This window comes from Mycobacterium sp. 1245801.1 (assembly GCF_001673055.1).
Classification (GTDB): Bacteria; Actinomycetota; Actinomycetes; order Mycobacteriales; family Mycobacteriaceae; genus Mycobacterium; species Mycobacterium europaeum_A.
The window spans coordinates 1-24,184 of record NZ_LZKY01000247.1; the positions used below are offsets into that span (position 1 = coordinate 1).

Below are 24,184 nucleotides of genomic sequence, written 5' to 3' on the forward strand. Positions count from 1 at the left end.
GCGGCCACGCCCGATCCGTTGTCGTTGATGCCCGGCCCGTCGGGAACGCTGTCCAAGTGGGCCCCGGCCATCACCACGTCGGTCGCCGACCCGGTCTTGGTCTGCGCAATCACGTTGCGGGCGCGGAAGCTTTGGACGCTCGCGTTGAGTTTGATGGTGGTGATGGCCGGGGCCCACTTGGACAGCGTTCCCGACGGGCCGGGCATCAACGACAACGGATCGGGCGTGGCCGCGGTGCTGGAAACCGCTGTGCGACTGGGGAATTCACCACCGGTGCGCAACGCGCTGCGGTTCGGCTTCTGGGGTGCCGAGGAACTCGGACTGATCGGGTCGCGCAACTACGTCGAGTCGCTGGACCTGACGGCGCTGAAAAACCTTGCGCTGTACCTCAATTTCGACATGCTCGCATCGCCGAACCCCGGCTATTTCACCTACGACGGCGACCAATCGCTGCCCGCGGACGCGCGCGGCCAGCCGGTGGTGCCGGAGGGCTCGGCCGGTATCGAGCGCACGCTGGTCGCCTACCTGAAGTCGGCCGGCAAGACCGCGCAGGACACCTCGTTCGACGGCCGGTCGGACTACGACGGGTTCACCCTGGCGGGCGTCCCCGCCGGCGGCCTGTTCTCGGGGGCGGAGGGGAAGATGTCCGCCGACCAGGCCAAATTGTGGGGCGGCACCGCCGATCAACCGTTCGACCCCAACTACCACCAGAAGACCGACACCCTCGACCACATCGACCGCACCGCACTGGGAATCAACGGCGGCGGTGTGGCCTACGCGATGGGTCTGTACGCGCAGGACCTCGGCGGGCACAACGGCGTCCCCGCCATGGCGGACCGGGTCCGGCACGTGCTCGCCAAGTCATGATGTCCCGGCTGGTCGCGACGCTGCTGCTGCTCGCCGCGCTGGTGGCCGGGTGTTCGGACACCCGGCCGGGGCAGCCGACGGCCACCCCGGACCTGGCGCACAGCTTGGCCAAACGGGTGAACGTCGAGGGCCTGCTGACCCATCTGCGCGCCCTGCAGAACATCGCCAACGCCAACGGCGGCAACCGCGCAGACGGCACACCCGGCTTCAACGCCACCGTGGACTACGTGGCTAAGACGCTGCGCGACAAGGGTTTCGACGTACAGACGCCGCAGTTCGACCGGCTCTACACCGTGTCGTTGGGTAAGCCGGCGCTGACCGTTGCGGGTCGTACCTATTCGGTCGACCAGGCCTCGCTGCTGGTCCAAACGCCGCCCGGCGGACTGACCGGCCAGCCGGTCCGGCCGGCCCAGCCCTCGGGCTGCGCGGCCACCGATTACCCGTCGCCCCTGCCCAAAGGGGCGATCGCCGTCGTCGACGACGCGCACTGTTCGGTGGTCGACAAACAGAACAGCGCGGTGGCCAAGGGCGCCAGCGCGCTGATCGTGCTCAGTTCGCCCACCGGGCGGGGCGCGCCGCCCACCCTGTTCACCCCCGGCTACTTCAAGCAGCTGACCGTGCCGGTCGCCGTATTGGGCGCCTACGGCGCCGCCGCGCTGTCCGGCTCCACGGCACCGGTACGCCTGGTGCTGGATGCGCAGAACGTCAACATCACTTCGCGAAACGTCGTGGCGCAGACCAAGACCGGCTCGGCTCACGACGTCGTCGTGGTCGGCGCCCACCTGGACGGCTCCCGCGCCGGGCCCGGGATCAACGACGACGGCTCCGGGGTGGCCGCCGTTTTGGAGACGGCGCTGCAACTGGGCCCGCTCGCCCCGGTCACCAACGCGGTGCGGTTCGTGTTCTGGGGAGCCGACGAGGACGGCCGCAACGGCGTCATGGACTACGTGTTCGGCATGGACCGCGACCAACTCAACGACATCGCGCTCTACCTGAACTTCACCATGCTGGGGTCGCCGAACGCGGGATTCTTCACCGACGACGGCGATCAGTCCGGCCCGCCCTCACCCAACGTCTCGGCCGCGGACGTGCCCGAGGGATCGGCCGGCATCGAACGCATGCTGGCCGGTTATCTGAACCTCGCCGGCAAGCGTCCCGCCGACCTGCCGTTGGATACCAGGGCCGACTACCACCCGTTCATGGTGGCCGGCGTGCCGGTCGGCGGCATGACCACCGGCGCCTCGCAGCCGAAAAGCCCCGTGCAGGCCCGGTTATGGGGTGGTCAGGCCAGCGTGGCGTTCGATCCCAACTTCCAGAGCCCTCGTGACACCGTCGACAACATCAACCGGGAAGCGTTGGCGGTCATGGGTTCTGGCGTCGGGTTCGTCGTCGGCAGCTACGCGGAATCCATCGGCGGGGTCAATGGCGTGCCGCCGCACAACAAGAGGCACCGCACCCGGGTGCCCTGAACCGCGACCGCCCACCGTTTAGCATGTCGGTGACACCCGTCGGCATCGCAGGGCAGGGGAGCGCATGGTCCAGATTCACGTAGAGCGCACCGTCGCGGCGGCGCCGCAACGCGTCTTCGATTGGCTGACCGACCCGGCCAACCTGACCACCGCTCCGTTGCTGCTCAGGGCCGGCTGGGCCGACGGCTCGTCGGGCCCAGGCGTGGGGGCAGTGCGCGAAGTGACGGGGCTGGGCGTGTGGTTGCGCGAACGGATCACCGCCTACGAGCCGCCGCACAACTACTCCTACCTCGTCGTCCGCTCGATACCCGCCTCGAATCACGAGGGCGGGACCGTGACGATCACTTCGTCGGGCGACGGCGCGCACGTCGACTGGGAGACCGCCTGCACGGTTCCGGCCAGCGGGGGCGGCAAGGTGACCGAGGCGGTCACGTCGCCGCTGTTCCGCTGGACCTTCCGCGCCATCCTCGACCACTGCGCACGGGCGCTGGAACGCTAGCGGCATCGGTTGCCGCGTTCGTGTCGACGTTTGCTGGGTCGCCCGATTCCTGCTGCCCGTTATGGTCGATGCCTCTAGGATGAGTTTCCTTGATGCTGCGTCGTAGCCGGTCGGGATGAGGTTGGTCATGAAAAGCCATGCGCTCAGGTCGGCCCTCGTGTGGGCGGCGGCGGCACTCCTAGTGGCCGGCTGCACGACCTTCGTCGACGGACGCGCGCTGTCGATGCTCAACGATCCGTTTCTGGTCGGGGGGCTGCCCGCGACCAACGGACCCAGCGGGATCCGTTCGAACGCGCCCAGTCCCACCGGCAAGGTGCTCAACACCGACAACGGCCCCATCGACACACTCGCACTGCTGTCGGTCAACGACATCGAGGACTACTGGAAGTCGGTGTATGACCAATCGCTGCAGGGCAAGTTCGTTCCGCTCAGCAAGATGGTGTCCTACAACTCCACCGATCCCAGCAGCCCGATCGTGTGCCACAACGACACCTACAAGCTCGTCAACGCCTTCTACACCGGCAAGTGCAACCTGATCGCCTGGGACCGCGGCGTATTCATGCCCATGGCGCAGAAGTATTTCGGTGACATGTCCGTCACCGGCGTGCTGGCACACGAATTCGGGCACGCGCTGCAACAGATGGCGAAGCTGGTGACCAGACGCGACGCGACCATCGTCCGCGAGCAGCAGGCCGACTGCTTCGCGGGCGTCTATCTGTACTGGGTCGCCGACGGCAAGTCGCCGCGCTTCACGCTGAGCACCGCCGACGGGCTCGACCACGTGCTGGCCGGGATCATCACCACGCGGGACCCCGTCATGGACAGCGAGACCGAGAACGACGACGCCCACGGGTCGGCCCTGGACCGGATCAGCGCCTTCCAAATGGGATTCCTCAACGGCGCCTCGGCCTGTGCGGCGATCAACCGCAAGGAGATCGAGAAGCGCCGCGGCGACCTGCCGAACGCCCTGCGGGTCGACTCCAGCACCGGCGCACCCGAAACCGGCGAGGTGCCCATCAACCAGGACACCTTGTCGAATCTCATGGAGCTGCTGGGAAAGATCTTCGCCCCGGCCAGCCCGCCGGCGCTGTCCTACCAGCCGGCCGAGTGCCCGGACGCCAAGGCCACCCCGCCGGCGTCCTACTGCCCGGGCACCAACACCATCGTGGTCGACCTGCCCGGCCTCGCCGCCATGGGCACGCTCGCCGACGAGAAGCAACAGACCCTGCCGCAGGGCGACGACACCGCGCTGTCGGTGGTGATGTCGAGATACGCGCTGGCCGTGCAGCATGAACGTGGCCTGCCGATGCAGAGCCCGTGGACCGCGCTGCGCACCGCGTGCCTGACCGGTGTGGTGCATCGCAAGATGGCCGAGCCGATCGACCTGCCCTCGCACAACCAATTGCTGCTGACCGCAGGCGATCTCGACGAGGCCGTCGCCGGCTTGCTCACCAACCATCTGGTCGCCAGCGACGCGGACGGCACCAGTGTGCCGGCCGGATTCACCCGGATCGCTGCGTTCCGCGGCGGCGTGACGGGCAACGCGGACGCCTGTTACTCGCGCTATCCCGGTTAACCGATCACCAACCGGGTCAACCGATTTCGGCGAGCCGGGGAATCACTTCGTCGCCCAGGCGTCGAACGAAGCCGACCGGATCCGGATTACCGGGGAACGGACCGGCATTTACCAGCTCGACGCCGAGTCCGGCGTAGCCCTCGACGGTCCGGAAATACCCGTCCAGGTCCTCGAACGGATTGACGAAGTAGCCGACCGTCTTGCGGATCTCGCCGGGGTCGCGGCCGACCGCCTCGCAATGACGGTTGAGCACCTCGATCTTGTGCTTGATCGCGTCGACCTCGGTCACCGTGGAATTCCAGATGTCGGCGTATTGCGCGACCAGACGCAGCGTCTTTTTTTCACCGTCCCCGCCGATCAGCACCGGGGGACGCCGAATCGGTTGGGGCGCACAGATTGTCTCGGCCAGCTGATAGTGCTTGCCTTGGTACGGGCCGTCGTTGTCGCTCCACATCTGCCGGCAGATCTGCAGTGTTTCCTCGAGCATCTCGAAGCGTTGGCTCACCGGCGGATACGGAAAGCCCAGGGCGGCGTGTTCCCGGTCGTACCAGGCCGCGCCGAGTCCCAACATCGACCGGCCCTGCGACAAGACGTCCAGCGTCGTGACGGCCTTGGCCAGCAAACCTGGATAACGGTAGGTGACGCCGGTGACCAACAGGCTCAGCTCGATTGTCGTCGTCTGTCCGGCCAGAAAGCCCAGTGACGTGTACCCCTCCAGGAACGGGTCCTCCGCCCGTCCCATGGCTTCCATCTGAAAGAAGTGGTCGGCCAGCGTGAACAGCGTCGCGCCGCCCTGCTCGGCCGCCTTGGCCGCCTGGGCCAGCGTCGGGCCCAGCCGGGCCGGGTCTCCCGGTAGGAAGTCGATAAAATGCAATCCCAGTTCCATTGTCGCTCAGGTCCTTTCGCGTCCTCATTGCTCGGTCAAACGCTCGAGTAGCGACAGTGCGTCGACGATGACGCGCCGCTCGGCTTCGGTGTAGCGCTCGTGGATGGCGCGGGCCAACCACTCCTCGCGGGCGCGCCGGCCGCTTTCGGCACGCCGTTTGCCCGCCGGGGTCAGCGAAACCACCTGGCGCCTGCCGTCATTCGGATCCGGCTTGCGCTCGATGAGCCCGCGTTGGCCCAGGGCGGCCAGGATGGTGGCCATCGACTGCGGGCGCACCTGTTCGGCGCCGGCCAATACGCTGGCCGACGACGGGCCCTCTTTCCACAACCGGGTGAGCACCGCGGTCTGTGACGGCGTCAGACCGTCGGTCGCGATGTCCTTCAGCCGGCGCCGTAACCGGCTGAACACCACCCTGATGTCGCGTGCCGCCGCTACCGCGGACTCGCTGATGCCATCCACACGACCACTCTATTTTAGACAGCCAAAACTGTCCAGTTTTGACTGTCTATTTCCGTCCGAGCAGCTGCAGCGCGGCATCGACGGCCAACGCCGGCACGTTCAACGTCCTGGACCGCAGATCGTGGCGGGCGCTGGCGATCTCGACGACGGCGGTCGTGCCGGTGACCAGGGCGGCCGCGGCGCGCAGTTCGTCGGGCGTGCCGAACGGATCCGACGTGCCGTGCGTGAACACGGTCGGCACCGTGATGTCGGGCAGGTGCTCGGTGCGCGCGCGTTCGGGTTTGCCCGGGGGATGGACCGGATAGGAGAACAGCGTCAGCACGTCCACCGCCGCCTCGCCGGCCGCGACGACCATAGACGTCTGCCGGCCGCCATAGGAATGGCCGCCGGCGATCAGCGGGCCGTCGGCCAGGCCGCGGCACACCGTGATGGCCTCGACGATGCCGGCCCGGTCGGCGGCGGCGGAACCCGACGGCGGCCCGGCGGGCCGGCGGCGCCGGTAGGGCAGGTTGTAGCGCACCGCCAGCCAGCCCCGTTGCGCCCACTCGTCGCAAACCTGCTGCAGCAGAACGGCATCCCGGTTGCCGCCGGCGCCGTGGGTCAGTACCACCACGCCCGTCGGCGGCCCCGTGGGCTCGTGCGCGACACCCGCGATCTCGTCGAGATTCATGCGTTCACGACAGCCGAAACAGCGGGGAGACGGGGCCGTGCCCGTGGCCCAGTGGGTATGCGGCGCGCAGACATTCGGTCACCCAGCGCTTGCCGAACTCGACGGCGTCCGGCACGGTGAAGTTGTGCGCCAGCGCGCACGCCACGGCGCTGGCGAGCGTGTCGCCACCGCCGTGGTCGTTTCCCGTCGCGATCCGCTGGGCATCGAACTCGAAGAAATCGGCGCCGTCGTAGAGCAGGTCGCTGCTGCGCTCCGAGGACCGCAGGTGACCACCCTTCACCAGCACCCATTGCGGGCCCAGCGCATGCAGCGCCTTGGCCGCCGCCCGCTGCGACTCGGCGTCCACCACGTCGACGTCGACCAGCAGCCGCACCTCGTCGAGATTGGGTGTCACCAGCGTCGCCAACGGAAACAATTGGGTGCGAAGCGAATCCAGCGCCGCCGGCGCCATCAGCGCGTCGCCGTGCATCGACGCCGCCACCGGATCGACGACGAGCGGCACCGACAACCCCAGCCCGCGCCACGTGGTGGCCACGGTGTCGATGATTCGCGGCGACGCCAGCATCCCAGTCTTCGCGGACTGGATGCCGATGTCGCCGACGACGGCCTCGATCTGCCCGGCGACGACCTCGGCAGGAACCTCGTGAAAACTCCGCACGCCCAACGTGTTTTGGACGGTGACGGCGGTGACCGCGATGCACGCGTGCACACCCAGCAGCGCCATGGTGCGCATGTCGGCCTCGATGCCCGCGCCGCCCCCGGAGTCCGACCCGGCGATGGACAGCACCCGGCGCGGCGTCGTGCCGGGCGCGGGCAGCGGCAGGAACGTCACTGTGTCAGATTGCGGTGACCCGCCGCGCCCGGCTGCGCCGCGCTTGCGATCACCGCTGTCAGATGGCGGTGACCCGCCGCGCCCGGCTTCGCCCGATCGTGGCGACCCGCTGCGCCCGGCTTCGCCCGATGGTGGCGACCCGCTGCGCCCGGCTGCGCCGCGCTGGCGATCGCCACGGCCGCGCTTGCGATCACTGCTGTGCCAGCGGTAGATACACCCGGTTGCCCTGCTCGGCGAACTCGCGCGACTTCTCCGCCATGCCCTCGGACATGGCCGCCTCGATCGCTTCCTCGCTGTCGAGCCCGTGTTTGGCGGCGTAGTCGCGAACGTCCTGGGTGATGCGCATCGAGCAGAACTTCGGCCCGCACATGGAGCAGAAGTGCGCGGTCTTGGCCGGTTCGGCCGGCAGCGTCTCGTCGTGATACTCCCGCGCGGTGTCCGGGTCCAGCGACAGCGCGAACTGGTCGTTCCACCGGAACTCGAAGCGCGCCTGCGACAACGCGTTGTCACGCTCCTGCGCGTGCGGATGGCCCTTGGCCAGATCGCCTGCGTGCGCGGCGATCTTGTAGGCGATCACCCCGTCCTTGACGTCCTTGCGGTCCGGCAGCCCCAGGTGTTCCTTGGGGGTCACGTAACACAGCATCGCGGTGCCGGCCTGGGCGATGATGGCCGCGCCGATCGCCGAGGTGATGTGGTCGTAGGCCGGGGCGATATCGGTGGCCAGCGGGCCTAGCGTGTAGAACGGGGCCTCCTCGCACCACTCCTCTTCCAGCCGCACGTTCTCGACGATCTTGTGCATCGGGACGTGGCCCGGGCCCTCGATCATCACCTGCACGCCATGGGATTTCGCGATCTTGGTCAGCTCGCCCAGGGTGCGCAGCTCGGCGAACTGCGCGGCGTCGTTGGCGTCGGCGATCGAGCCCGGCCGCAGGCCGTCGCCCAGGGAGAAGGTGACGTCATAGCGGGCGAAGATCTCGCAGAGCTCGTCGAAGTTGGTGTACAGGAACGACTCCCGGTGATGCGCCAGGCACCATGCCGCCATGATCGAGCCGCCGCGCGACACGATGCCGGTGACCCGCTTGGCGGTCAGCGGCACGTAGCGCAGCAACACACCGGCGTGCACGGTCATGTAGTCCACGCCCTGCTCGCATTGCTCGATCACGGTGTCGCGGTAGAGCTCCCAGGTCAGTTCGGTCGGATCGCCCTTGGTCTTTTCCAGCGCCTGATAGATGGGCACGGTGCCGACCGGCACCGGCGAGTTGCGCAGAATCCACTCGCGGGTCTCGTGGATGTTCTTGCCGGTGGACAGGTCCATGATGGTGTCGGCGCCCCACCGGGTGGCCCACACCATCTTGTCGACCTCCTCGGCGATCGATGATGTCACCGCCGAGTTGCCGATGTTTGCGTTCACCTTGGTCGCAAACGCCTTGCCGATGATCATCGGCTCGATCTCGGGGTGGTTGTGGTTGGCCGGGATGACCGCGCGGCCCCGGGCGACCTCGTCGCGCACCAGCTCGGCGGGCATGCCCTCGCGCGCGGCGATGTAGGCCATCTCGGCGGTGATCTCGCCGGCGCGGGCGCGCTGCAGCTGCGTCCCGCGATCGCGGACCACGCCGGGCCGCGCCGGCAGTCCGGCCGTCAGATCGATCGTCGCCTCCGGATCGGTGTAGGGCCCCGAGGTGTCGTACAGGTCGAAGTCCTCGCCGTTGGACAGGTGCACCCGCCGCAGCGGTACCCGCAGCGTCACCCCACCCGGGCCCTCGATCTCGCGGTAGGCCTTGCTGCTGCCCCAGATGGGTCCGGTGGTGACGGCCGGCTCCACGCTGTGCGAGGCACTGCCCGACGCAATTCCGGAAAGGACATCAGTCATTTTTCATCTCCCTACGCCGGCATTACCCGGTCAGGTTCGTACGGTCGACGGCCCCGAGCCGTCCTCTCAGCGCACTCGGCGTGCGCTCCCGCGTCGTATGGATGGGTCCGCACGCGACGTTACCCCTACGGCCGACCGCACGGCAGGGTGTGATGGCCTTTTCACCCGGGGCAGTAGCCGAAGGCGTTCCCTTAGTGGAAAAATGCAACCGTGCAACAGCGCAGGCGAACAGGGGAATCGTCATCCGGCGCGGGCGACGTGCGATTTTCCGAGCCGACCGAGCCGGCCCCCGGATACCTGAACATCGGCGCCTTCCGCTTCTGGTTCGTGGGCCAGCGGTGGGAATGGTCCGACGAGGTGGCCAGGATGCACGGCTACCAGCCGGGTGAGGTCGAGCCGACGACCGAATTGCTGCTGTCGCACAAGCATCCCGACGACCGCGCGCATGTGCAGGAGTTGCTCGACCACGCCCTGCAATCCGAAGAGTCGTTCTCGAGCCGGCACCGGTTCATCGACACCGCCGGCGCGATGCACGATGCGATCGTCGTGGCCGACCGCATGCTGGACGAGTCGGGCGCCGTGCTGGGCACCGCGGGTTACTACATCGACCTCACCAACTCCTTCGACGAGGCCCGCCAGGAGGTGCTCGACACCGCGCTGCCCGACCTGTTCGAGAGCCGCGCGGCCATCGAACAGGCCAAGGGCGTCCTGATGTACGTCTACCGGGTCAGCGCCGAGCAGGCGTTCCGGGTGCTGCAGTGGCGCTCGCAGGAGACCAACGTGAAACTGCGGTCACTGGCCAGGCAGCTGCTCGCCGATATGGCCGCCCTGCCGGCACCGGCGGCGATTCTGCAGAGCCAGTTCGATCATTTGCTGCTGACCGCGCACGAGAGGATTCCGGCCGAGCCCGGCGGGTAACCGGCGAATCGATAAACGGGCAGTTCGGGTACGGGTTACTCTCGGGTCATCTGCGATGCGCGACCGCGCATCTGTGCCGCGTCGTCGGGCTTAGCGGCAGCAGATCCCAACGTTGGCTGCGGCGAAAGGCATGAAAGTTGTTGGCGGTCGGACACGAGGCCCACGACGACGTAGTGATCGTGAGCGTCAAAGGCGATGTCGACTCCAGTAACGTCGGTGAGCTTGCCGCTCACCTGACCACCGCGCTCGGGCTGGCCTCCACCCCGCCGGTGCGCCCGGTGGTGATCGACTTGCTGGCTGTCGATTTCTTCGGAAGCGCGGCGCTGAACGCGGTGCTCGACTGTCATGAGGACGCCAAAGCCGGCGGGACCGAGGTACGACTGGTCGCCGACCACGACCAGGTGCTGCGGCCGATCCAGGTCACCGAGTTGGACCGGGTGTTCGACATCTACCCCACCCTGTCCGCGGCGTTGCAGCGAAGACGCCAGCCATGAACTCGCGACTGCCGGCCGACCTGGCCGCTGCCGTTTCGTTGGGCGGTGAGATGGGCCGGCGGTTCGCCGAATACGACTGGGACGCTCATCCGCTGGGGCCGCCGCGAGACTGGTCCGGACAGATGCGGGCGGCGGTCGCCACGACGCTGGCGTCGCGGTTCCCGCTGGTGCTCTGGCTGGGCACCGAAGACTTGTTCGTGGTGTACAACGACGCCTACATCGAGATCCTCGGCGACAAGCTCGACTCGTTCGCCAAACCCGGCCGCGAGGTGTGGTGGGACATCTGGGATTCGATCGCCCCGATGCTCGCCGGCGTCGTCGCGACCGGGGAGGCGACCTGGTCGCGGGACCTGATGCTGCCCATGGTGACCGCCGGGCGGCGCGTCGAGCGGTACTTCACCTTCACCTACAGCCCGCTGATCGGCGCCGACGGCAAACCCTTCGGCATCTTCTGCCCCTCCTACGAGACCACCGAGCGGGTGCTGAGCGAGCGCCGCCTGCACCTGCTCAACACGGTCGCCTCCGCGATCGTCGAGAGCCGCAGCATCGACGACGCGGTCGGCGTCGCGGTGCGGGTGTGCGCCGGCCAACCGGCCGACCTGTCGTTCATCGCCGTGTACGCCGACGACGGCGCGACGGGAAGGGTCACGCTGCGCGGGGCTACGCCATCGGTGTCGGCGCTGCTGCCAGGCGAACTGGCGGAGCTGACCGACTGGGATGCGGCGTCGCGGACCCGGGCCGAGATGCAGGTGATCGGTGACGTCGCCGGCACGATCTCCGGCATCGAAGCGGCGCTGGGCGCCGACTGCCCGCAGGAAGCTCTGGTGTTACCGCTGGGGGAGGCCTCGCCCGCGGGGGCGCTGGTGGTCGGCGCCAGCCCGCGGCGCCCCTTGGACACCCAGTTTCAGGGGTTCTGCCAGCTGCTGGCCGACCAGTTGACGTCGACGTTCGCCTCGATCGTGTCCTACGAGCAAGAGCGGCACCGCGCGGATGCGTTGGCCGAACTGGACCGGGCCAAGACCGCGTTCCTGACCAACGTCAGCCACGAGTTTCGCACCCCACTGACCCTGCTGCTCGGACCGCTGGACGACGCGCTGTTGGACGCGGCGCCGGAAAGCGTTCTCGCGGAGCGACTTACCACCGCGGCGCGCAACGCGCGGCGTCTGCAGCGCCTGGTCGACTCGCTGCTCGACTTCTCCCGCATCGAGGCCGGCCGGGCCAACGCGAAGCTGGTGTGCACCGACGTCGGCGCGCTCACCGCGCAGATCGCGTCGTCGTTCACCGAGCTGTGCCACCGGGCCGGGCTCGAGCTGAAGCTGGACTGCGCGCCGGCCCTGGCGGACGTCGATCCGGCGATGTGGGAGACGATCGTTCTCAACCTGCTGTCCAACGCGGTCAAATACACGCTGCGGGGCTCGATTTCGGTGCGGGTGCGAACCGAATCCGGGGACTGTGTGATCGCCGTGCGCGACACCGGAGTCGGCATCGGTGCCGAGGATCTCAAGCTGCTGTTCGAGCGCTTCTACCGGGCCGACAACGTGCGTGGGCGCAGCGTCGAGGGCACCGGGATCGGGTTGTCTCTGGTGCGCGGGCTGGTCGACCTGCACCGCGGCACGGTCGAGATCGACAGCGAGTTGGACCATGGCACCACCGTCACGATCCGGGTGCCGCGGTCGACCTCGGGTGCGGTCGTCGACCCGTCGCCTGCCGGGCCGAACGAGACCAATCCGTATGTCGCCGAGGCCAGTCAGTGGGTGATGCCCGTCGCCGAACCGGCCGCCACACCCGAGGCGACCCGCCAGGTGGTGCTGATCGCCGACGACAACGCCGACATGCGCGCCCACCTCGAGCGGGTGTTGTCGACCCACTGGGAGACGGTGTCGGTCGCGGATGGCGAGTCGGCGCTGGCCGCGACCCGCAACCTGCGTCCGGACGCGATCGTCACCGACGTGATGATGCCCGGACTCGACGGCTTCGGCTTCGTCGCCGCCGTTCGCGCGGACCCGGACTTGGCGCCCACGCCGATCCTCATGCTGTCCGCCCGGGCCGGCGCGGAGGCCGTCAGCGAGGGCTACGCCGGTGGCGCCGACGACTACCTGCCCAAGCCGTTCCGGTCCCAGGAGCTGATCGACCGGCTGGCGTCGAGGTTGTCCGCGGTGGGCCGCGAGCGTGACCGGCAACGCCGCGAGGCGCAGTCGCGGCTGGCCTCGGAGCTGGTGCACCTCGACTCGGCGCTGCAAGCCACCAGCTCGGCCGGCGGGATCATGGACGCCCTGCTGGGCTCCTCCTTCGGTTCCGGGGACGCCGGTGCCGTCGCGATCGGCGTCCTCGACGGCGAGGACTATCTGCGGTTCGAATACGCCGGTGACCTGCCCGCGGAGTTTCGGGACCGCTACCACGTCGTCGCCCTCGATGCTCCGCTGATCGGCGCGGACGTCGCGCGCACCGGCGAGCCGATGATCGTCACCGACACGTTCGATCTGCCCCCGCGCTACGAGCATGCCGTCCGGGACAGCGCGGCGAGCATCCGCGCCTGCGTGAGCCATCCGCTGCGCGACGGCTCTGGCCGCATCCTCGGGGTGCTGGCGCTGTTGTGGCCGCAGCCCCGGCAATTCGACGCCGCCGACCTCGACACCTTCGCCCGGATCGCCGAGTTGACGTCGGCGGCCCTGGACCGCGTGCGGCTGATGGCCCGCGAACACGAGATCGCCATCGACTTTCAGGAGCACCTGCTTGATCTGGACCGCGGCTCCACCGCCGCGGTTGTCGCGGCCGTCTACCAGCCGGCGGGGGAGGCGATGCGGGTCGGCGGCGACTGGTATTCGGTCACCCCGCTGGACCACTCCGGCCGGATCGCGATCTCGGTCGGCGACGTCGTCGGGCACGGGCTGGCCGCGGCGATCGTGATGAGCCGGTTGCGTGCCGCGGTCGCCGCCTCCGCGCTCACCGCGGGCGAGCCGGACGCGGTGCTCGGTTCGCTGGACCGATACGGCGCCAGCGTCGACGGCGCCCGGTGTGCGACGGTGGCCTACGCCCTGATCGACACCGACGGCCAGGGCGGTGGCGCCACCGTCAGCTACAGCTGCGCCGGGCATCCCTATCCGCTGCTGGTGCTGCCCGACGGGCGCGCGACCTTTCTGGAGTCGGGCCGGCGCGCCCCGGTGTCGGTGACCGGACGCGGAACCCACGACGCGACGAGCCGGCCGCCCAGCAACACCGCGACCGCGCAGCTGCCGCCCGGCGGGTTGATCCTGCTGTATACCGATGGACTGATGGAACGGCCCGGTGAAAGCCTCGACGACGGGTTCGCGCGCCTGCGGTCGGCGGCGGAGCAGTGCGCCGGCCTGCCGGTCGAGTCGGTCTGTGCGGAGCTGCTGTCGCGGATGGCCCCGCCGACGGGCTACCGCGACGACGTCGTGGTGCTCGCGCTGCGCCCGAGCCACCTCGCCGCGGGCAGCTTCGCCACCGTGCTGCCGGCCGCGCCGGCTCACATTCCCGTCGCGCGCGGACAGCTGCGCGATTGGCTGAACACCATTGTCGTCGCGCCGCACCGCGAAACCGACATCCTGTTGGCCACCGGCGAAGCGGTCACCAATGCGATCGAACACGGCAGCCGCAACGAGCCGCGCCAGACGGTGTCGATCGAGGCGTTCCTGTATCAGGACACGGTGGTGATCACCGTCAGCGACACCGGCCAGTGGAGCGGCGATTCGTCGGCCAGCCTGCGCAGCCGCCGACGCGGACGCGGGCTCACGCTGATGAGCGGACTGGCCGACGGCGTCGAGACGCTGCGGACCGCGGCCGGCACGCGGGTCACCCTGCGGTTCGACCGCGCGCTCGCGGGAAGCGCCGCGGCGAACCGGCCCGGCTAGGCCTCCTCCATCGCCTCGCCGAGCTCCTCCAAAAGCTTGTTGTGGTGGTTGGCGGCCAGGAAATGTCCGGCGGCGATGACCAGGGCCACCGGCCAGTCGATGAGTTCGAGGGCCGCCAGGGCCGCCAGCCCGCCGAAGTAGGCCAACTGCTCTGGCCTGGGGATTTCCACCTGGCCGATCGCCGGCAGATTCACCGCGAAAGTCTCACCCGCGCGGATCTTGTCCACCGCCTCGCGCTGGGACGTGCCGCGCCGCGACTTCTTTTCCGCCATCATTTGCCTTTCGGTAACGAAGGGTTTCCCATCTCGCTGGGTCGCGCGTCCACCGTCGGACTTATGTCGACGATGACCGGCACCGGGGGCGATCCGCTAGTTTCCTCGTTTGCTTCGGTGCTGAGGGTGCCACTAGTCGAACTCTATGCGCTGTTGTGGCGCGTCGGGGTGGTCGAGATTCGGCACAGCGACCGGGCGCCTCGACGCGGCGCGACGGCGCCATCCCGGCCGGTTCGGGGAGCCGGCTGTCCGGATCCCAGTGCGCACGAGCCAGAGCGCCTGGTGCGCTGGACGTCGCGGCAGTTGGCCCCGGCGGTGATCAGCCGGGCGATCGGCTGATCGGCGGGTCCGCCTAGTTGGTGCTGCGCAACCGCGTGGTGCCCGCCCGGCGTCCGGCCGTCTTCTTGGCCGTCGACTTGGTGGCCTTCGCGGGCGCGGTTTTCGTGGGGGCTGATTCCTGCGGCGTCGGTTTCGGCGGCGCCGCGTCCACCGGCACCGATTTCAGGTTCGCCTTGACCGCCCGGGTGTCGGGCTCCTGTTTGCGGCTCAACCGCTGCAACAGCAGAGCGCTGCCGCCGACCGCCAGCAGCAGCGGCCACTCGACCAATCCGGCGACGCCGAATGCGCCGATGGCGAGCGCGGCCGCGGGCGCCGAGTGGCTGCCGCTGTTCATGCCGCGCTTGACGCCCTCGGCGGCGCCGGTGACGCCGCCGATGACTCCGTTGACCGCCGCACCGCCCACGGCACCGGCGGCCGCGGTCGTCGCGTTCGCCGCGCGGTTCACCGCCTGACTCACGCCTCGGACTGCTCCGCCGATGACACTCATGATGACTCCCTGGCTTTGATTGCTTCTGCAGCTAACCGGTGTCGGCAGCGGGTGGGTTCCCGCTGAAGGCAGCCTCAACAACAAAGCAATTTGGTTTTCACTTCTGGTGTTTAAAGCCTGCCACCAAGCTATCGCGCAGACAACGCGAAGCCGCATCAAATTTGCCTGAGCTTAATGTGATGTTGCCGCCGGCCGGTATCTGCGAGACGCGGCTAGTCGCGCCGCACGTCGACGAGGACCGGCGCATGATCGCTGGCCGCCTTGCCTTTGCGTTCGTCGCGGACGATCTGCGCGTCCGTCACGCGGGCGGCCAAAGCCGGCGAGCCGAGGATGAAATCGATGCGCATGCCCTGCCCCTTCGGGAACCGCAAGCGGGTGTAGTCCCAGTACGTGTAGACCCCCGGGCCCGGCGTGAAAGGGCGCACCACATCGGTGAATTGCGCCTCGACGATCGCGGCGAACGCGCGGCGCTCCGGCTCGGAGACATGCGTGGCGCCCGCGTAGAAATCCATGCTCCACACGTCATCGTCCTGCGGGGCGATGTTCCAGTCACCGGCCAGTGCGATCGCGGCGTTGGGATCGTCGCGCAACCAATCCGACGCCGAATCTCGCAGTGCGGCAAGCCATTCGAGTTTGTAGGTGTAGTGCGGGTCGCCCAGGGCGCGGCCGTTGGGAACGTAGAGGCTCCACATCCGCACGCCGCCGCACGTCGCCGCGAGGGCGCGGGCCTCCGCGGCCGCGTCGACTTCGGGCTTGCTGCTCCAGCTGGGTTGCCCGTCGAATCCGATCTGCACGTCGTCGAGACCGACGCGCGAGGCGATCGCCACGCCGTTCCATTGGTTGAATCCGACGTGGGCGACCTCGTAGCCGAGTTCGAAGAATGGCAGGGCGGGGAATTGGCTGTCGGAGCATTTGGTCTCCTGCATGGCCAGCACGTCGACGTCGGCGCGGGCCAGCCAGTCGATGACGCGCGGCAGCCGGGAGCGAATCGAATTCACGTTCCAGGTGGCGAGCCGCAGCGGCGGGTCGGGCATGCCTAGACGCTATCCCAGAGGCCCGGGCGCACCGGGACGTAGCGGCGGCGGTGGTGCAGCCGGAAACCCAGCGCCGCGGCGGGCGTGCGCTCGCCGGTGTCGGGCACCCGCAGGTAGCCGCGCGTCGCACCGCGATCGGCGCCCCACGCCAACAGCGTCTCGCACAATCGCACCGCCGCCTGATCGTCGGCGCCGGCCGGGCAGCCCACTTCCGAGATGCCCACCCACCGGGCGCCATCGGGTGCCTCGGTCACCGCGGCGCGCGCGACGGCTCCGTCGCGATGCGTGCCGAACACGAGCTCGCCGTCGATGACGGCGGTCAGCACGTCGACGGGAATGTCGCCGTCGTGGATGCGCAGCCACCCGTCGTCGGGGACCGGCGCCAACGTGACCGACGGGTCGGCGTCCTGGACGGCCACATCGGAAAGGTCCTGCACGACAAGCCGTTCCGTGCGCTCGTCGATCAGCGCGGGTGGCGCCAGCATCCGGTCGGGCAGGGCCAACCGCGGCATCAGGCCGCGGCGCTCGTACCAGTCGACGATGGCGGGGACGGTGCTCGCCTGGGCGGAAATGCCCAGTGGCACAGCGGAATTAGCGGCCAGATCGACGCCGTGGCCGGCTCGCAGCAGCCAGCCGTCCAGCCAGGTGTGCTCCGCGCCCGGCCAGGCCGCGGCGGCGGCGTGCTCGAGCGCGCGGATCTCGGAGGTGCGGATGGGGGTGTCGGTGAGCACCCGCAACGCCACCGCCTCGGACGCGGCGAACTCGACGACCGCGCCGGTCTTCGTCCGCACCCGCACCATCGGTTCGACCGCCAGCAGGTGGCCCACCGCATCGGTCAGCGGCGGCACCGAACCGGCCGGGCGCCGGTAGCGCACCGATACCCGGGTGCCGAGGTCGGGCCACGAGAACATCAGTGACCGAACGGGTCCGGTCCCTCCCCGGGCATCCAGGAGAGGCCGGGAACGCCCCAATCGTGGGATTTGACGGCCCGTTTCGCGGCGCGCGCGTGCCGGCCGATCAGGCGGTCCAGGTAGAGGAAACCATCGAGGTGCCCGGTCTCGTGCTGCAGCATCCGCGCGAACAGGTCGTTGCCTTCGAGGGCGATCGGCGTGCCGTCGGCGTCGAGCCCGGTGACGCGCGCCCACTTGGCGCGCCCGGTGGGGAACGACTCGCCGGGCACCGACAGGCAGCCCTCGTCGTCGTTGTCCGGATCGGGCATGGTCTCGGGTATCTCGGAGGTTTCCAGGACGGGGTTGACGACGACACCGCGCCGCCGGTCGGTGCGGCCGCGATCGTCGGCGCAGTCGTAGACGAAGACCCGCAAGCCGACCCCGATCTGGTTGGCGGCCAAGCCCACCCCGTGCGCGGCGTCCATGGTGTCGTACAGGTTGGTGATCAACTCGGCCAGATCCGCCGGCAGCGAACCGTCGGCAGCGACCGGCACCGGCTGTGTCGGGGTGTGCAGGACGGGATCTCCCACGATGCGGATCGGAACGACTGCCATGGTCGGCTAAGCTACCGCACGCCCGTGGGCTGCCCGGCCGGCGATCGGCCTCTGGGCAATCTTGGTCAATCGGCCGACTCGCGGGTCTGGATGACGGCTTGAGGGTTTGGCGCGTGTTTCAATATTCGCCGAAACACGCCCTTAGCTAAGTCAAGTCATTCGAGCAGTTCGGAATTCGCCGGAAGGGTCCAGGGGAAGCGATATGGACAGCGCCATGGCGCGGGCAAATCGATCGGGGGACGACTCTGAGATCGCAGATGGGCTGACCCGCCGCGAGCACGACATCCTGGCCTTCGAGCGCCAGTGGTGGAAGTTCGCCGGCGTGAAGGAAGACGCCATCAAGGAGTTGTTCTCGATGTCGGCGACGCGTTACTACCAGGTGCTCAACGCGCTCGTCGATCGGCCCGAGGCCCTGGCCGCCGACCCGATGCTGGTGAAACGGCTGCGCAGGCTGCGCGCCAGCAGGCAGAAGGCGCGCGCGGCGCGGCGCCTCGGCTTCGAGGTGACCTGACTCGTTACAGTAGGGCTCGATGAAAGAACGAGTTCCCGACTCCACCGGGCTGCCCCTGCGGGCCATGGTGATGGTGCTGTTGTTCCTCGGCGTCATTTTCCTGCTGCTCGGTTGGCAGGCTCTGGGTTCGTCCGGGAGCTCTGACGACGATTCGGCGTCGCCGGCGTCCAGCGCGAGCGCCAGCAGCTCCGCGTCCTCATCGCCGACCAACAAGCCGGCGAGCACGCAGGCCGACGTGCAGGTGTACAACATCTCCGGGAAAGAGGGCGTCGCCAAGCGCACCGGGGACCAGTTGACGTCCGCCGGCTTCAAAGTCACCAAGGTCGACAACATGACCGTGCCCGACGTCTCGGCCACCACGGTCTACTACACCGACGCCGGCGACGAGCACGCCACCGCCGACGCGGTGGCCAAAAACCTGGGCGGTGCACCGGTCGAACAGCGAATCCCCGCACTCAGCGGCGAGCCGCCGGGCGTCATCGTCCTCGTCGCGGGCTAGATAGGCGATAGGCTGCTGGCTATGCCCAAGCTGCGCGCATTGGTACTGGCCGGTTGTGTCGTGCTGTTAGGCGCCTGCTCGTCGCCCCAGCAGGCTTCGTCGGTTCCGGGCACCACCCCCGCGATCTGGACCGGATCGCCCTCGCCGTCGGGCGCCAAGGCCTCCGAGCCCGGGCCCGCGGCGGCGCCGAGCATCATCACGCACCTGAAGGCGCCGGACGGCACCCAGGTGGCCACCGCGACGTTCGAATTCAACAACGGCTATGCCACCGTCACCATCGAGACGACCGCCAACGGTGTGCTCGCGCCCGGCTTCCACGATGTGCACATCCACAAGGTCGGCAAGTGTGAGCCCAACTCGGTCGCCCCGACCGGCGGCGCGCCGGGCGACTTCCTGTCCGCCGGCGACCACTTCCAGGCGCCCGGGCACACCGCCGAGCCCGCCAGCGGGGCCCTGCCCACCCTGCAGGTGCGCAAGGACGGCTCCGGAACGTTGGTCACCACCACGGACGCCTTCGCCATGGACGACCTGCTCACCGGGCAGAAGACCGCGATCATCATTCACGCCGGTGCGGCCAACTCCGCCAACGCCCCATCCGGGCACAACAATCAGACCAGCGGCACGCCGGGCCCGGACGACATGACGATGAGCACCGGTGACGCCGGCAAGCGGGTGGCGTGCGGTGTCATCGGTGCAGGCTAAGCGGGCCGACACCCGCATCGACTTCGCCCGTTCCCCGCGGCCGACCCTCGGGGTGGAATGGGAGTTCGCCCTCGTCGACGCCCACACCCGCGACCTGAGCAACGAAGCCACCGCCGTGATCGCCGAGATCGGCGAAAACCCGCGCGTACACAAGGAATTGCTGCGCAACACCGTCGAAGTGGTGACCGGCATCTGCCACTCCGCGGGCGAGGCGATGGAGGATCTGCGACAGACCCTGGGACCCGCGCGCCGCATCGTGCGGGATCGCGGCATGGAGCTGTTCTGTGCCGGAGCACATCCGTTCGCGCAGTGGACCTCTCAGAAACTCACCGACGCCCCGCGTTATGCCGAACTGATCAAGCGCACCCAGTGGTGGGGACGGCAGATGCTGATCTGGGGCGTGCACGTGCACGTCGGCCTGTCCTCGCCGAACAAGGTGATGCCGATCATGACGTCACTGCTCAACTACTACCCGCACCTGCTGGCGCTGTCGGCGTCCTCGCCGTGGTGGGCGGGCGTGGACACCGGCTACGCGAGCAACCGGGCGATGATGTTTCAGCAACTGCCCACCGCCGGGCTGCCGTTCCAATTCCAGACCTGGGCGGAGTTCGAACGCTTCGTCTACGACCAGAAGAAGACCGGCATCATCGACCACGTCGACGAAGTCCGTTGGGACATCAGGCCTTCACCACACCTGGGCACGCTCGAGATGCGGATCTGCGACGGCGTGTCCAATCTGCGCGAGCTGGGCGCGCTGGTCGCGTTGACCCATTGCCTGGTGGTCGATCTGGACCGCCGACTGGAAGCCGACGAGTCGCTGCCGAGCATGCCGCCCTGGCATAACCAGGAGAACAAGTGGCGCGCCGCGCGCTACGGACTGGACGCGGTGATCATCCTGGACGCCGACAGCAACGAGCGATTGGTCACCGAGGATCTCGACGAGGTGCTGAACCGGTTGGAGCCGGTGGCCAAAAGGTTGAACTGCGTCGACGAGCTGGCCGCGGTCGCCGACATACCCCGCCACGGGGCCTCCTACCAACGGCAGCGCCGGGTGGCCGAAGAACATGACGGCGACCTGCGCGCGGTCGTCGATGCGCTGGTGGCCGAACTGGAAATCTGATGACGGAATCCCTTGAGCTGGCTATGTTTCCGCTGGAATCGGCGCTGCTGCCGGACCAGGACCTGCCGTTGCGGATCTTCGAGCCACGCTACGGCGCGCTGGTGCGCCACTGCACCGACACCGGCGACCCGTTCGGGGTGGTATTGATTTCGCGCGGGCGTGAGGTCGGCGGCGGCGATGCGCGCTGCGACGTCGGCGTGCTGGCGCGGATCACCGAATGCGTCGACCATGGCGCCGGCCGGTATGCACTGAATTGCCGGACCGGGGAACGCATCCGGGTGACCGAATGGCTGCCCGACGACCCCTACCCGCGCGCCACGGTCACGCTGTGGCCCGACGAACCGGGCGACGCGGTGTCGGACGCCCAGTTGCTCGACCTCGAAGACCGGGCCATGGCGCTGTTCGAGCGGATCGCGCTGGCGCGCGACATCAAGCTGCCGGACCGCGAGGTGATCCTGGGCGAGGACCGGAGCGGCCCGGCGGGAAAGCGCCTGTTCGCGTTGGCGTCTCGCATCCCGATCGGCACGGCCGACCGCTACTCGGTGCTGTCGGCACCGACGGCGGCCGCCCGCCTCGCCGCCCTGCGCGAAGCCGTGGACGCGGTCGCCGAAGTGGTGGAGTTTCAGCTTTCCGAATGACCGGGCGGCTTTCGCGGAAGGATGGTGCATGAAGGTACAGCTCCAGGTCAGCGGTTCACCGGCGCAGGCGGCCGCAAGCGCCGCCGAGATCGTCGCCACCGGCGCGGACGGATTGTTCACCTTCGAAGGCCAGCACGACGTCTTCTTTCCGCTGCTGATCGCCGCCGGCACGACCGGCCTGGACTTGATGACCAACGTGGCGATCGCCCCGCCGCGCAGCCCGCTGCACATGGCGCACTCCGCCTACGATCTGCAGCTCTACAGCGGCGGCCGGTTCCGCCTCGGCCTCGGCTCCCAGATCAAGGTGCACATCGAAAAGCGTTATGGCAGTAGGTGGGAGCGGCCGGCGCCACGAATGGCCGAAGCCATCGCCGCGATCAAGGCGATATTCGCCGCGTGGGAAGGCCACGCCCGGTTGGACTTTCGCGGCGAGTTCTACACCCACACCATCATGGCGCCCAATTTCAACCCCGGGCCCAATCCGTTCGGGCCGCCCCCGGTGCTGCTGGGCGCGCTGGGTCCGCTGATGACGCGCACCGCCGCCGAGGTCGCCGACGGCCTTTTGGTGATGCCGTTCAACAGTGCCCGCCACTTCGCCGATCGCACCGTCGCCGCCATCGCCGAGGGGCTGCGCCGCTCGGGGCGGTCGTTCGATGAGTTCCAGATCATCGCCCAGGCCATGGTGGCCGTCGGGCGCGACGAGGCCGACCTGGCGGCCGCGATCAACGGGGTGGCTTCCCTGATCGCGTTCTACGGCTCGACGCCGGCCTACCTGCCCGTGCTCGAGGTCGAGGGGTGGGCCGGTGTGCAGCCCGACCTCAACGCGCTGTCCAAGCAGGGCCGCTTCGCCGACATGCGCCGGTTGATCACCGACGAGATGGTGGCAAGGATCGGGATCGTCGGCACGCCCGAGCAATGCGCGGAGCAGATCGCCGCCCGGTTCGGCGAGCACGCCGACGAGGTGTGCTGTTACTTCCCGGGTTACACGCCGCGCCCCGCGGACGCCGCCGACATGATCGGTGCCCTGCACCGGGTACCCGCGCTGCCATGAGCGAGGACCTGACGGTCGACATCGACTCGGGCGTGGCGGTGCTCACCCTCAACCGGCCCGAGCGGCTCAACGCCTACACCGCCGAGATGGGCGCGCTGCTGAGCCGCGCGTACCGCGATTGCGACGACGATGACGACGTGCGGGCCATCGTGCTCACCGGAGCGGGAGGCGCGTTTTGCGCCGGGGCCGATTTCTCCGGCGACGCAAGACCTTTCGACGCCCCCGCCGACCCCGGCGCGTTCTCGGCGTCACCGATCACGCCGGCCGCCTTCGAATTGCGCAAACCGGTGATCGCCGCCGTCAATGGCCACGCCATCGGCATCGGCCTGACCATCGCGCTGCAGGCCGACATCCGCTTCGTCGCCGAAGACGCGAAATACGGTGTGGTGCAGGTCCGCCGGGGCGTGCTGCCCGACTGCATGGCGCACTGGACGCTGACCCAGTTGACCACCCTGGGCGTAGCCGCCGACATCCTGCTGACCGGGCGAACCTTCGGCGGGGCCGAGGCCGCCGCCCTCGGCATCGCCAACCGGGCACTGCCCGCCGACCGGGTGCTCGACCATGCGCTGACCGTGGCCCGCGACATCGTGGTCAACGTGGCGCCCATGTCGGCGGCCCTGTGCAAACGCCTGCTGTGGGACACCGCGATCAACCACTACACACCGCGACAGGTCGCCGCGCTGGAAACGCGGCTGCACGAGCGGGTGATGGGCGGCGCCGACGCCGGCGAGGGCGTCGCCGCGTTCCGCGATCACCGCCCGCCGAACTTCACCGCCCGGCTGTCCCAAGAGTGGTCGCCGCTTCCCGAACCGTGAACCGGCGCGTATCAGACCGTGGCACAGAGCCTTTCGGAGAGGTCCCACAGTTCGGCCGCGCGCTGCGGGTCGCGGGCGTGCGGTGCGGCCTCGCCGATCCGGCAGTCCTGTAGGTAGAGGCCGCCCCGGTCGGCCAGCTCCGGAGTGACCGCCGCCCACACCTGTGTGGCCGCACCCTGTTCGGGCATGACGAACTCGAGGAAACCGTCGGAGGGTTCGGGGCTGTTCTCGGTGGCGAGCTTGCGCAGCCGCGAGAAATCCGCGCGCGACATGTACCGCGCGAGCGAGGTGGCCACGGTGCCCGGATGCACGGCGTAGGCCCGGATTCCCGCCCCCTGCAGGCGCCGATCGGCCTCCACGGCGTGCAGAATATTCGCCGTTTTGGACGCGCCGTAGGCGGCGAACTTGTCGTAGTCGCGCCGCTCCCAGTTGGGGTCGTCGAAGTCGACGTCGCCCATGACGTGGCCCCCCGAAGACAGGATCACGATCCGGGCCCCGCCGGCGGCGGTCAGCTGGGGGATGAGCAGGCGGGTGAGTTCGAAGTGCCCGAAATGGTTTGTCCCGATCTGTAATTCGAGACCGTCCCGGGTGCGTCCGAACGGCGTGAACATGACGCCGGCATTGTTCATCAGCACGTCGACGGCCGGGGTGATGTCGGCGATCGCGGCCGCCGCCGCCCGCACGCTGGACAGTGCCGTGAGGTCGAGCAGCACCGTCGAGGTCCGGGCGCCGGCGACCTCGGTCGCGATCCAGCGCGCCGTCTCCGCGAGCGCGTCGGCGTTGCGGGCGGCCAAGATGAC

General features: G+C 68.9%; 26 protein-coding genes, 1 pseudogene and 1 riboswitch. Of the genes and pseudogenes, 15 read left to right on the forward strand and 12 right to left on the reverse strand.

From position 1 onward, the window contains the following. On the reverse strand, positions 1-206 hold a 206-nt coding region (locus A5622_RS30795), incomplete at its 3' end, for a M28 family peptidase (RefSeq protein ID WP_369806968.1). On the opposite strand from A5622_RS30795, the pseudogene A5622_RS15965 reads away from it, so the two are divergent. The 4 genes and pseudogenes from A5622_RS15965 to A5622_RS15980 all read left to right on the forward strand — a co-directional run. Next, a pseudogene (locus A5622_RS15965) lies at positions 148-867 on the forward strand (M20/M25/M40 family metallo-hydrolase); the annotation flags it as partial. The gene A5622_RS30795 and the pseudogene A5622_RS15965 overlap by 59 nt on opposite strands. Beyond that, positions 864-2,336 carry a M28 family peptidase gene (locus tag A5622_RS15970; protein ID WP_066879825.1) on the forward strand — a complete coding sequence of 491 codons (1,473 nt, stop codon included), beginning with the start codon at positions 864-866 and terminating at the stop codon, positions 2,334-2,336. The pseudogene A5622_RS15965 and the gene A5622_RS15970, both read left to right, overlap by 4 nt. 64 nt (positions 2,337-2,400) lie before the next feature. After that, positions 2,401-2,835: an SRPBCC family protein gene (locus A5622_RS15975; RefSeq protein WP_066879828.1), complete on the forward strand. Its 435-nt coding sequence runs from the start codon at positions 2,401-2,403 to the stop codon at positions 2,833-2,835. A 127-nt stretch (positions 2,836-2,962) separates the two neighbouring features. Next, a complete protein-coding gene (locus A5622_RS15980; protein ID WP_066879831.1) occupies positions 2,963-4,411 on the forward strand; it encodes a neutral zinc metallopeptidase in 1,449 nt (482 codons plus the stop codon). A gap of 16 nt (positions 4,412-4,427) precedes the next feature. Here the strand turns inward: A5622_RS15980 and A5622_RS15985 are convergent, their stop codons facing one another. The 5 genes from A5622_RS15985 to thiC all read right to left on the reverse strand — a co-directional run bounded on the left by A5622_RS15985 (position 4,428) and on the right by thiC (position 9,128). Then, positions 4,428-5,297 carry an LLM class F420-dependent oxidoreductase gene (locus A5622_RS15985; RefSeq protein WP_066879836.1) on the reverse strand — a complete coding sequence of 290 codons (870 nt, stop codon included), beginning with the start codon at positions 5,295-5,297 and terminating at the stop codon, positions 4,428-4,430. A 24-nt stretch (positions 5,298-5,321) separates the two neighbouring features. Then, positions 5,322-5,756, reverse strand: a complete 435-nt coding sequence (locus tag A5622_RS15990; protein WP_066879839.1) for a MarR family winged helix-turn-helix transcriptional regulator — start codon at positions 5,754-5,756, stop codon at positions 5,322-5,324. Positions 5,757-5,802: 46 nt separating this feature from the next. Further along, a complete protein-coding gene (locus tag A5622_RS15995; RefSeq protein WP_066879843.1) occupies positions 5,803-6,426 on the reverse strand; it encodes an alpha/beta family hydrolase in 624 nt (207 codons plus the stop codon). A gap of 4 nt (positions 6,427-6,430) precedes the next feature. Then, positions 6,431-7,258 carry a bifunctional hydroxymethylpyrimidine kinase/phosphomethylpyrimidine kinase gene (gene thiD, locus A5622_RS16000; protein WP_066872456.1) on the reverse strand — a complete coding sequence of 276 codons (828 nt, stop codon included), beginning with the start codon at positions 7,256-7,258 and terminating at the stop codon, positions 6,431-6,433. 190 nt (positions 7,259-7,448) lie between these two features. Then, the gene (thiC, locus tag A5622_RS16005; RefSeq protein WP_066872459.1) at positions 7,449-9,128 is read right to left on the reverse strand and encodes a phosphomethylpyrimidine synthase ThiC; all 1,680 of its coding nucleotides are present in this window, start codon (positions 9,126-9,128) and stop codon (positions 7,449-7,451) included. Then, positions 9,120-9,230: riboswitch (TPP riboswitch) on the reverse strand. It overlaps the preceding gene by 9 nt. 156 nt (positions 9,231-9,386) lie before the next feature. Between thiC and A5622_RS16010 the strand changes: the two genes are divergently transcribed. The 3 genes from A5622_RS16010 (at position 9,387) to A5622_RS16020 (ending at position 14,412) form a co-directional block, all read left to right on the forward strand. Then, positions 9,387-10,046, forward strand: coding sequence for a PAS and ANTAR domain-containing protein (locus A5622_RS16010; RefSeq protein ID WP_066872462.1), 660 nt, complete (start codon positions 9,387-9,389; stop codon positions 10,044-10,046). Positions 10,047-10,183: 137 nt separating this feature from the next. After that, positions 10,184-10,540, forward strand: coding sequence for an STAS domain-containing protein (locus tag A5622_RS16015; RefSeq protein WP_066872465.1), 357 nt, complete (start codon positions 10,184-10,186; stop codon positions 10,538-10,540). Beyond that, positions 10,537-14,412 (forward strand): SpoIIE family protein phosphatase, encoded by a 3,876-nt coding sequence (locus A5622_RS16020; RefSeq protein ID WP_066879846.1) that lies wholly within the window; start codon positions 10,537-10,539, stop codon positions 14,410-14,412. Before A5622_RS16015 ends, A5622_RS16020 begins: the two co-directional genes overlap by 4 nt. Here A5622_RS16020 and A5622_RS16025 read toward each other — a convergent pair. Then, on the reverse strand, positions 14,409-14,684 hold the full coding sequence (locus A5622_RS16025) for a hypothetical protein (RefSeq protein WP_156748795.1): 276 nt from the start codon (positions 14,682-14,684) through the stop codon (positions 14,409-14,411). The genes A5622_RS16020 and A5622_RS16025 overlap by 4 nt on opposite strands. A gap of 72 nt (positions 14,685-14,756) precedes the next feature. On the opposite strand from A5622_RS16025, the gene A5622_RS30800 reads away from it, so the two are divergent. After that, positions 14,757-15,023, forward strand: coding sequence for an Rv1535 domain-containing protein (locus tag A5622_RS30800; protein ID WP_066872554.1), 267 nt, complete (start codon positions 14,757-14,759; stop codon positions 15,021-15,023). 13 nt (positions 15,024-15,036) lie between these two features. Here A5622_RS30800 and A5622_RS16035 read toward each other — a convergent pair whose 3' ends face one another. The 4 genes from A5622_RS16035 to A5622_RS16050 form a co-directional block, all read right to left on the reverse strand. Beyond that, the gene (locus A5622_RS16035) at positions 15,037-15,510 is read right to left on the reverse strand and encodes a hypothetical protein (protein WP_066879849.1); all 474 of its coding nucleotides are present in this window, start codon (positions 15,508-15,510) and stop codon (positions 15,037-15,039) included. A 212-nt stretch (positions 15,511-15,722) separates the two neighbouring features. Continuing rightward, a complete protein-coding gene (locus tag A5622_RS16040; RefSeq protein WP_156752977.1) occupies positions 15,723-16,529 on the reverse strand; it encodes an exodeoxyribonuclease III in 807 nt (268 codons plus the stop codon). A 17-nt stretch (positions 16,530-16,546) separates the two neighbouring features. Next, on the reverse strand, positions 16,547-17,455 hold the full coding sequence (locus A5622_RS16045) for a GCN5 family acetyltransferase (protein WP_066879854.1): 909 nt from the start codon (positions 17,453-17,455) through the stop codon (positions 16,547-16,549). Beyond that, complete coding sequence (locus tag A5622_RS16050) at positions 17,455-18,048, reverse strand: peptide deformylase (RefSeq protein WP_066872480.1); 594 nt, start codon at positions 18,046-18,048, stop codon at positions 17,455-17,457. Before A5622_RS16050 ends, A5622_RS16045 begins: the two co-directional genes overlap by 1 nt. 202 nt (positions 18,049-18,250) lie before the next feature. Between A5622_RS16050 and A5622_RS16055 the strand changes: the two genes are divergently transcribed. From A5622_RS16055 to A5622_RS16085, 7 genes are read left to right on the forward strand one after another with little or no spacing between them, the layout of a single operon-like run. After that, on the forward strand, positions 18,251-18,559 hold the full coding sequence (locus A5622_RS16055; protein WP_007768412.1) for a DUF3263 domain-containing protein: 309 nt from the start codon (positions 18,251-18,253) through the stop codon (positions 18,557-18,559). A 19-nt stretch (positions 18,560-18,578) separates the two neighbouring features. Then, on the forward strand, positions 18,579-19,058 hold the full coding sequence (locus A5622_RS16060) for a LytR C-terminal domain-containing protein (RefSeq protein ID WP_066879856.1): 480 nt from the start codon (positions 18,579-18,581) through the stop codon (positions 19,056-19,058). Between the two features lie 21 nt (positions 19,059-19,079). Next, positions 19,080-19,760, forward strand: a complete 681-nt coding sequence (locus A5622_RS16065) for a superoxide dismutase family protein (RefSeq protein ID WP_066872488.1) — start codon at positions 19,080-19,082, stop codon at positions 19,758-19,760. Next, positions 19,741-20,880 (forward strand): glutamate--cysteine ligase, encoded by a 1,140-nt coding sequence (locus A5622_RS16070; protein WP_369806969.1) that lies wholly within the window; start codon positions 19,741-19,743, stop codon positions 20,878-20,880. Before A5622_RS16065 ends, A5622_RS16070 begins: the two co-directional genes overlap by 20 nt. Then, entirely contained in the window at positions 20,880-21,518 is a 639-nt protein-coding gene (locus A5622_RS16075; protein WP_066872494.1) for an LON peptidase substrate-binding domain-containing protein, read from the forward strand. Before A5622_RS16070 ends, A5622_RS16075 begins: the two co-directional genes overlap by 1 nt. 28 nt (positions 21,519-21,546) lie before the next feature. Further along, the gene (locus tag A5622_RS16080; protein ID WP_066879860.1) at positions 21,547-22,569 is read left to right on the forward strand and encodes a TIGR03617 family F420-dependent LLM class oxidoreductase; all 1,023 of its coding nucleotides are present in this window, start codon (positions 21,547-21,549) and stop codon (positions 22,567-22,569) included. Next, positions 22,566-23,384, forward strand: coding sequence for an enoyl-CoA hydratase-related protein (locus tag A5622_RS16085; protein WP_066879863.1), 819 nt, complete (start codon positions 22,566-22,568; stop codon positions 23,382-23,384). The genes A5622_RS16080 and A5622_RS16085 overlap by 4 nt, the downstream gene beginning before the upstream one ends. A gap of 11 nt (positions 23,385-23,395) precedes the next feature. Here the strand turns inward: A5622_RS16085 and A5622_RS16090 are convergent. Continuing rightward, the coding region (locus A5622_RS16090; RefSeq protein WP_066879865.1) for an SDR family NAD(P)-dependent oxidoreductase at positions 23,396-24,184 on the reverse strand (789 nt) is incomplete at its 5' end.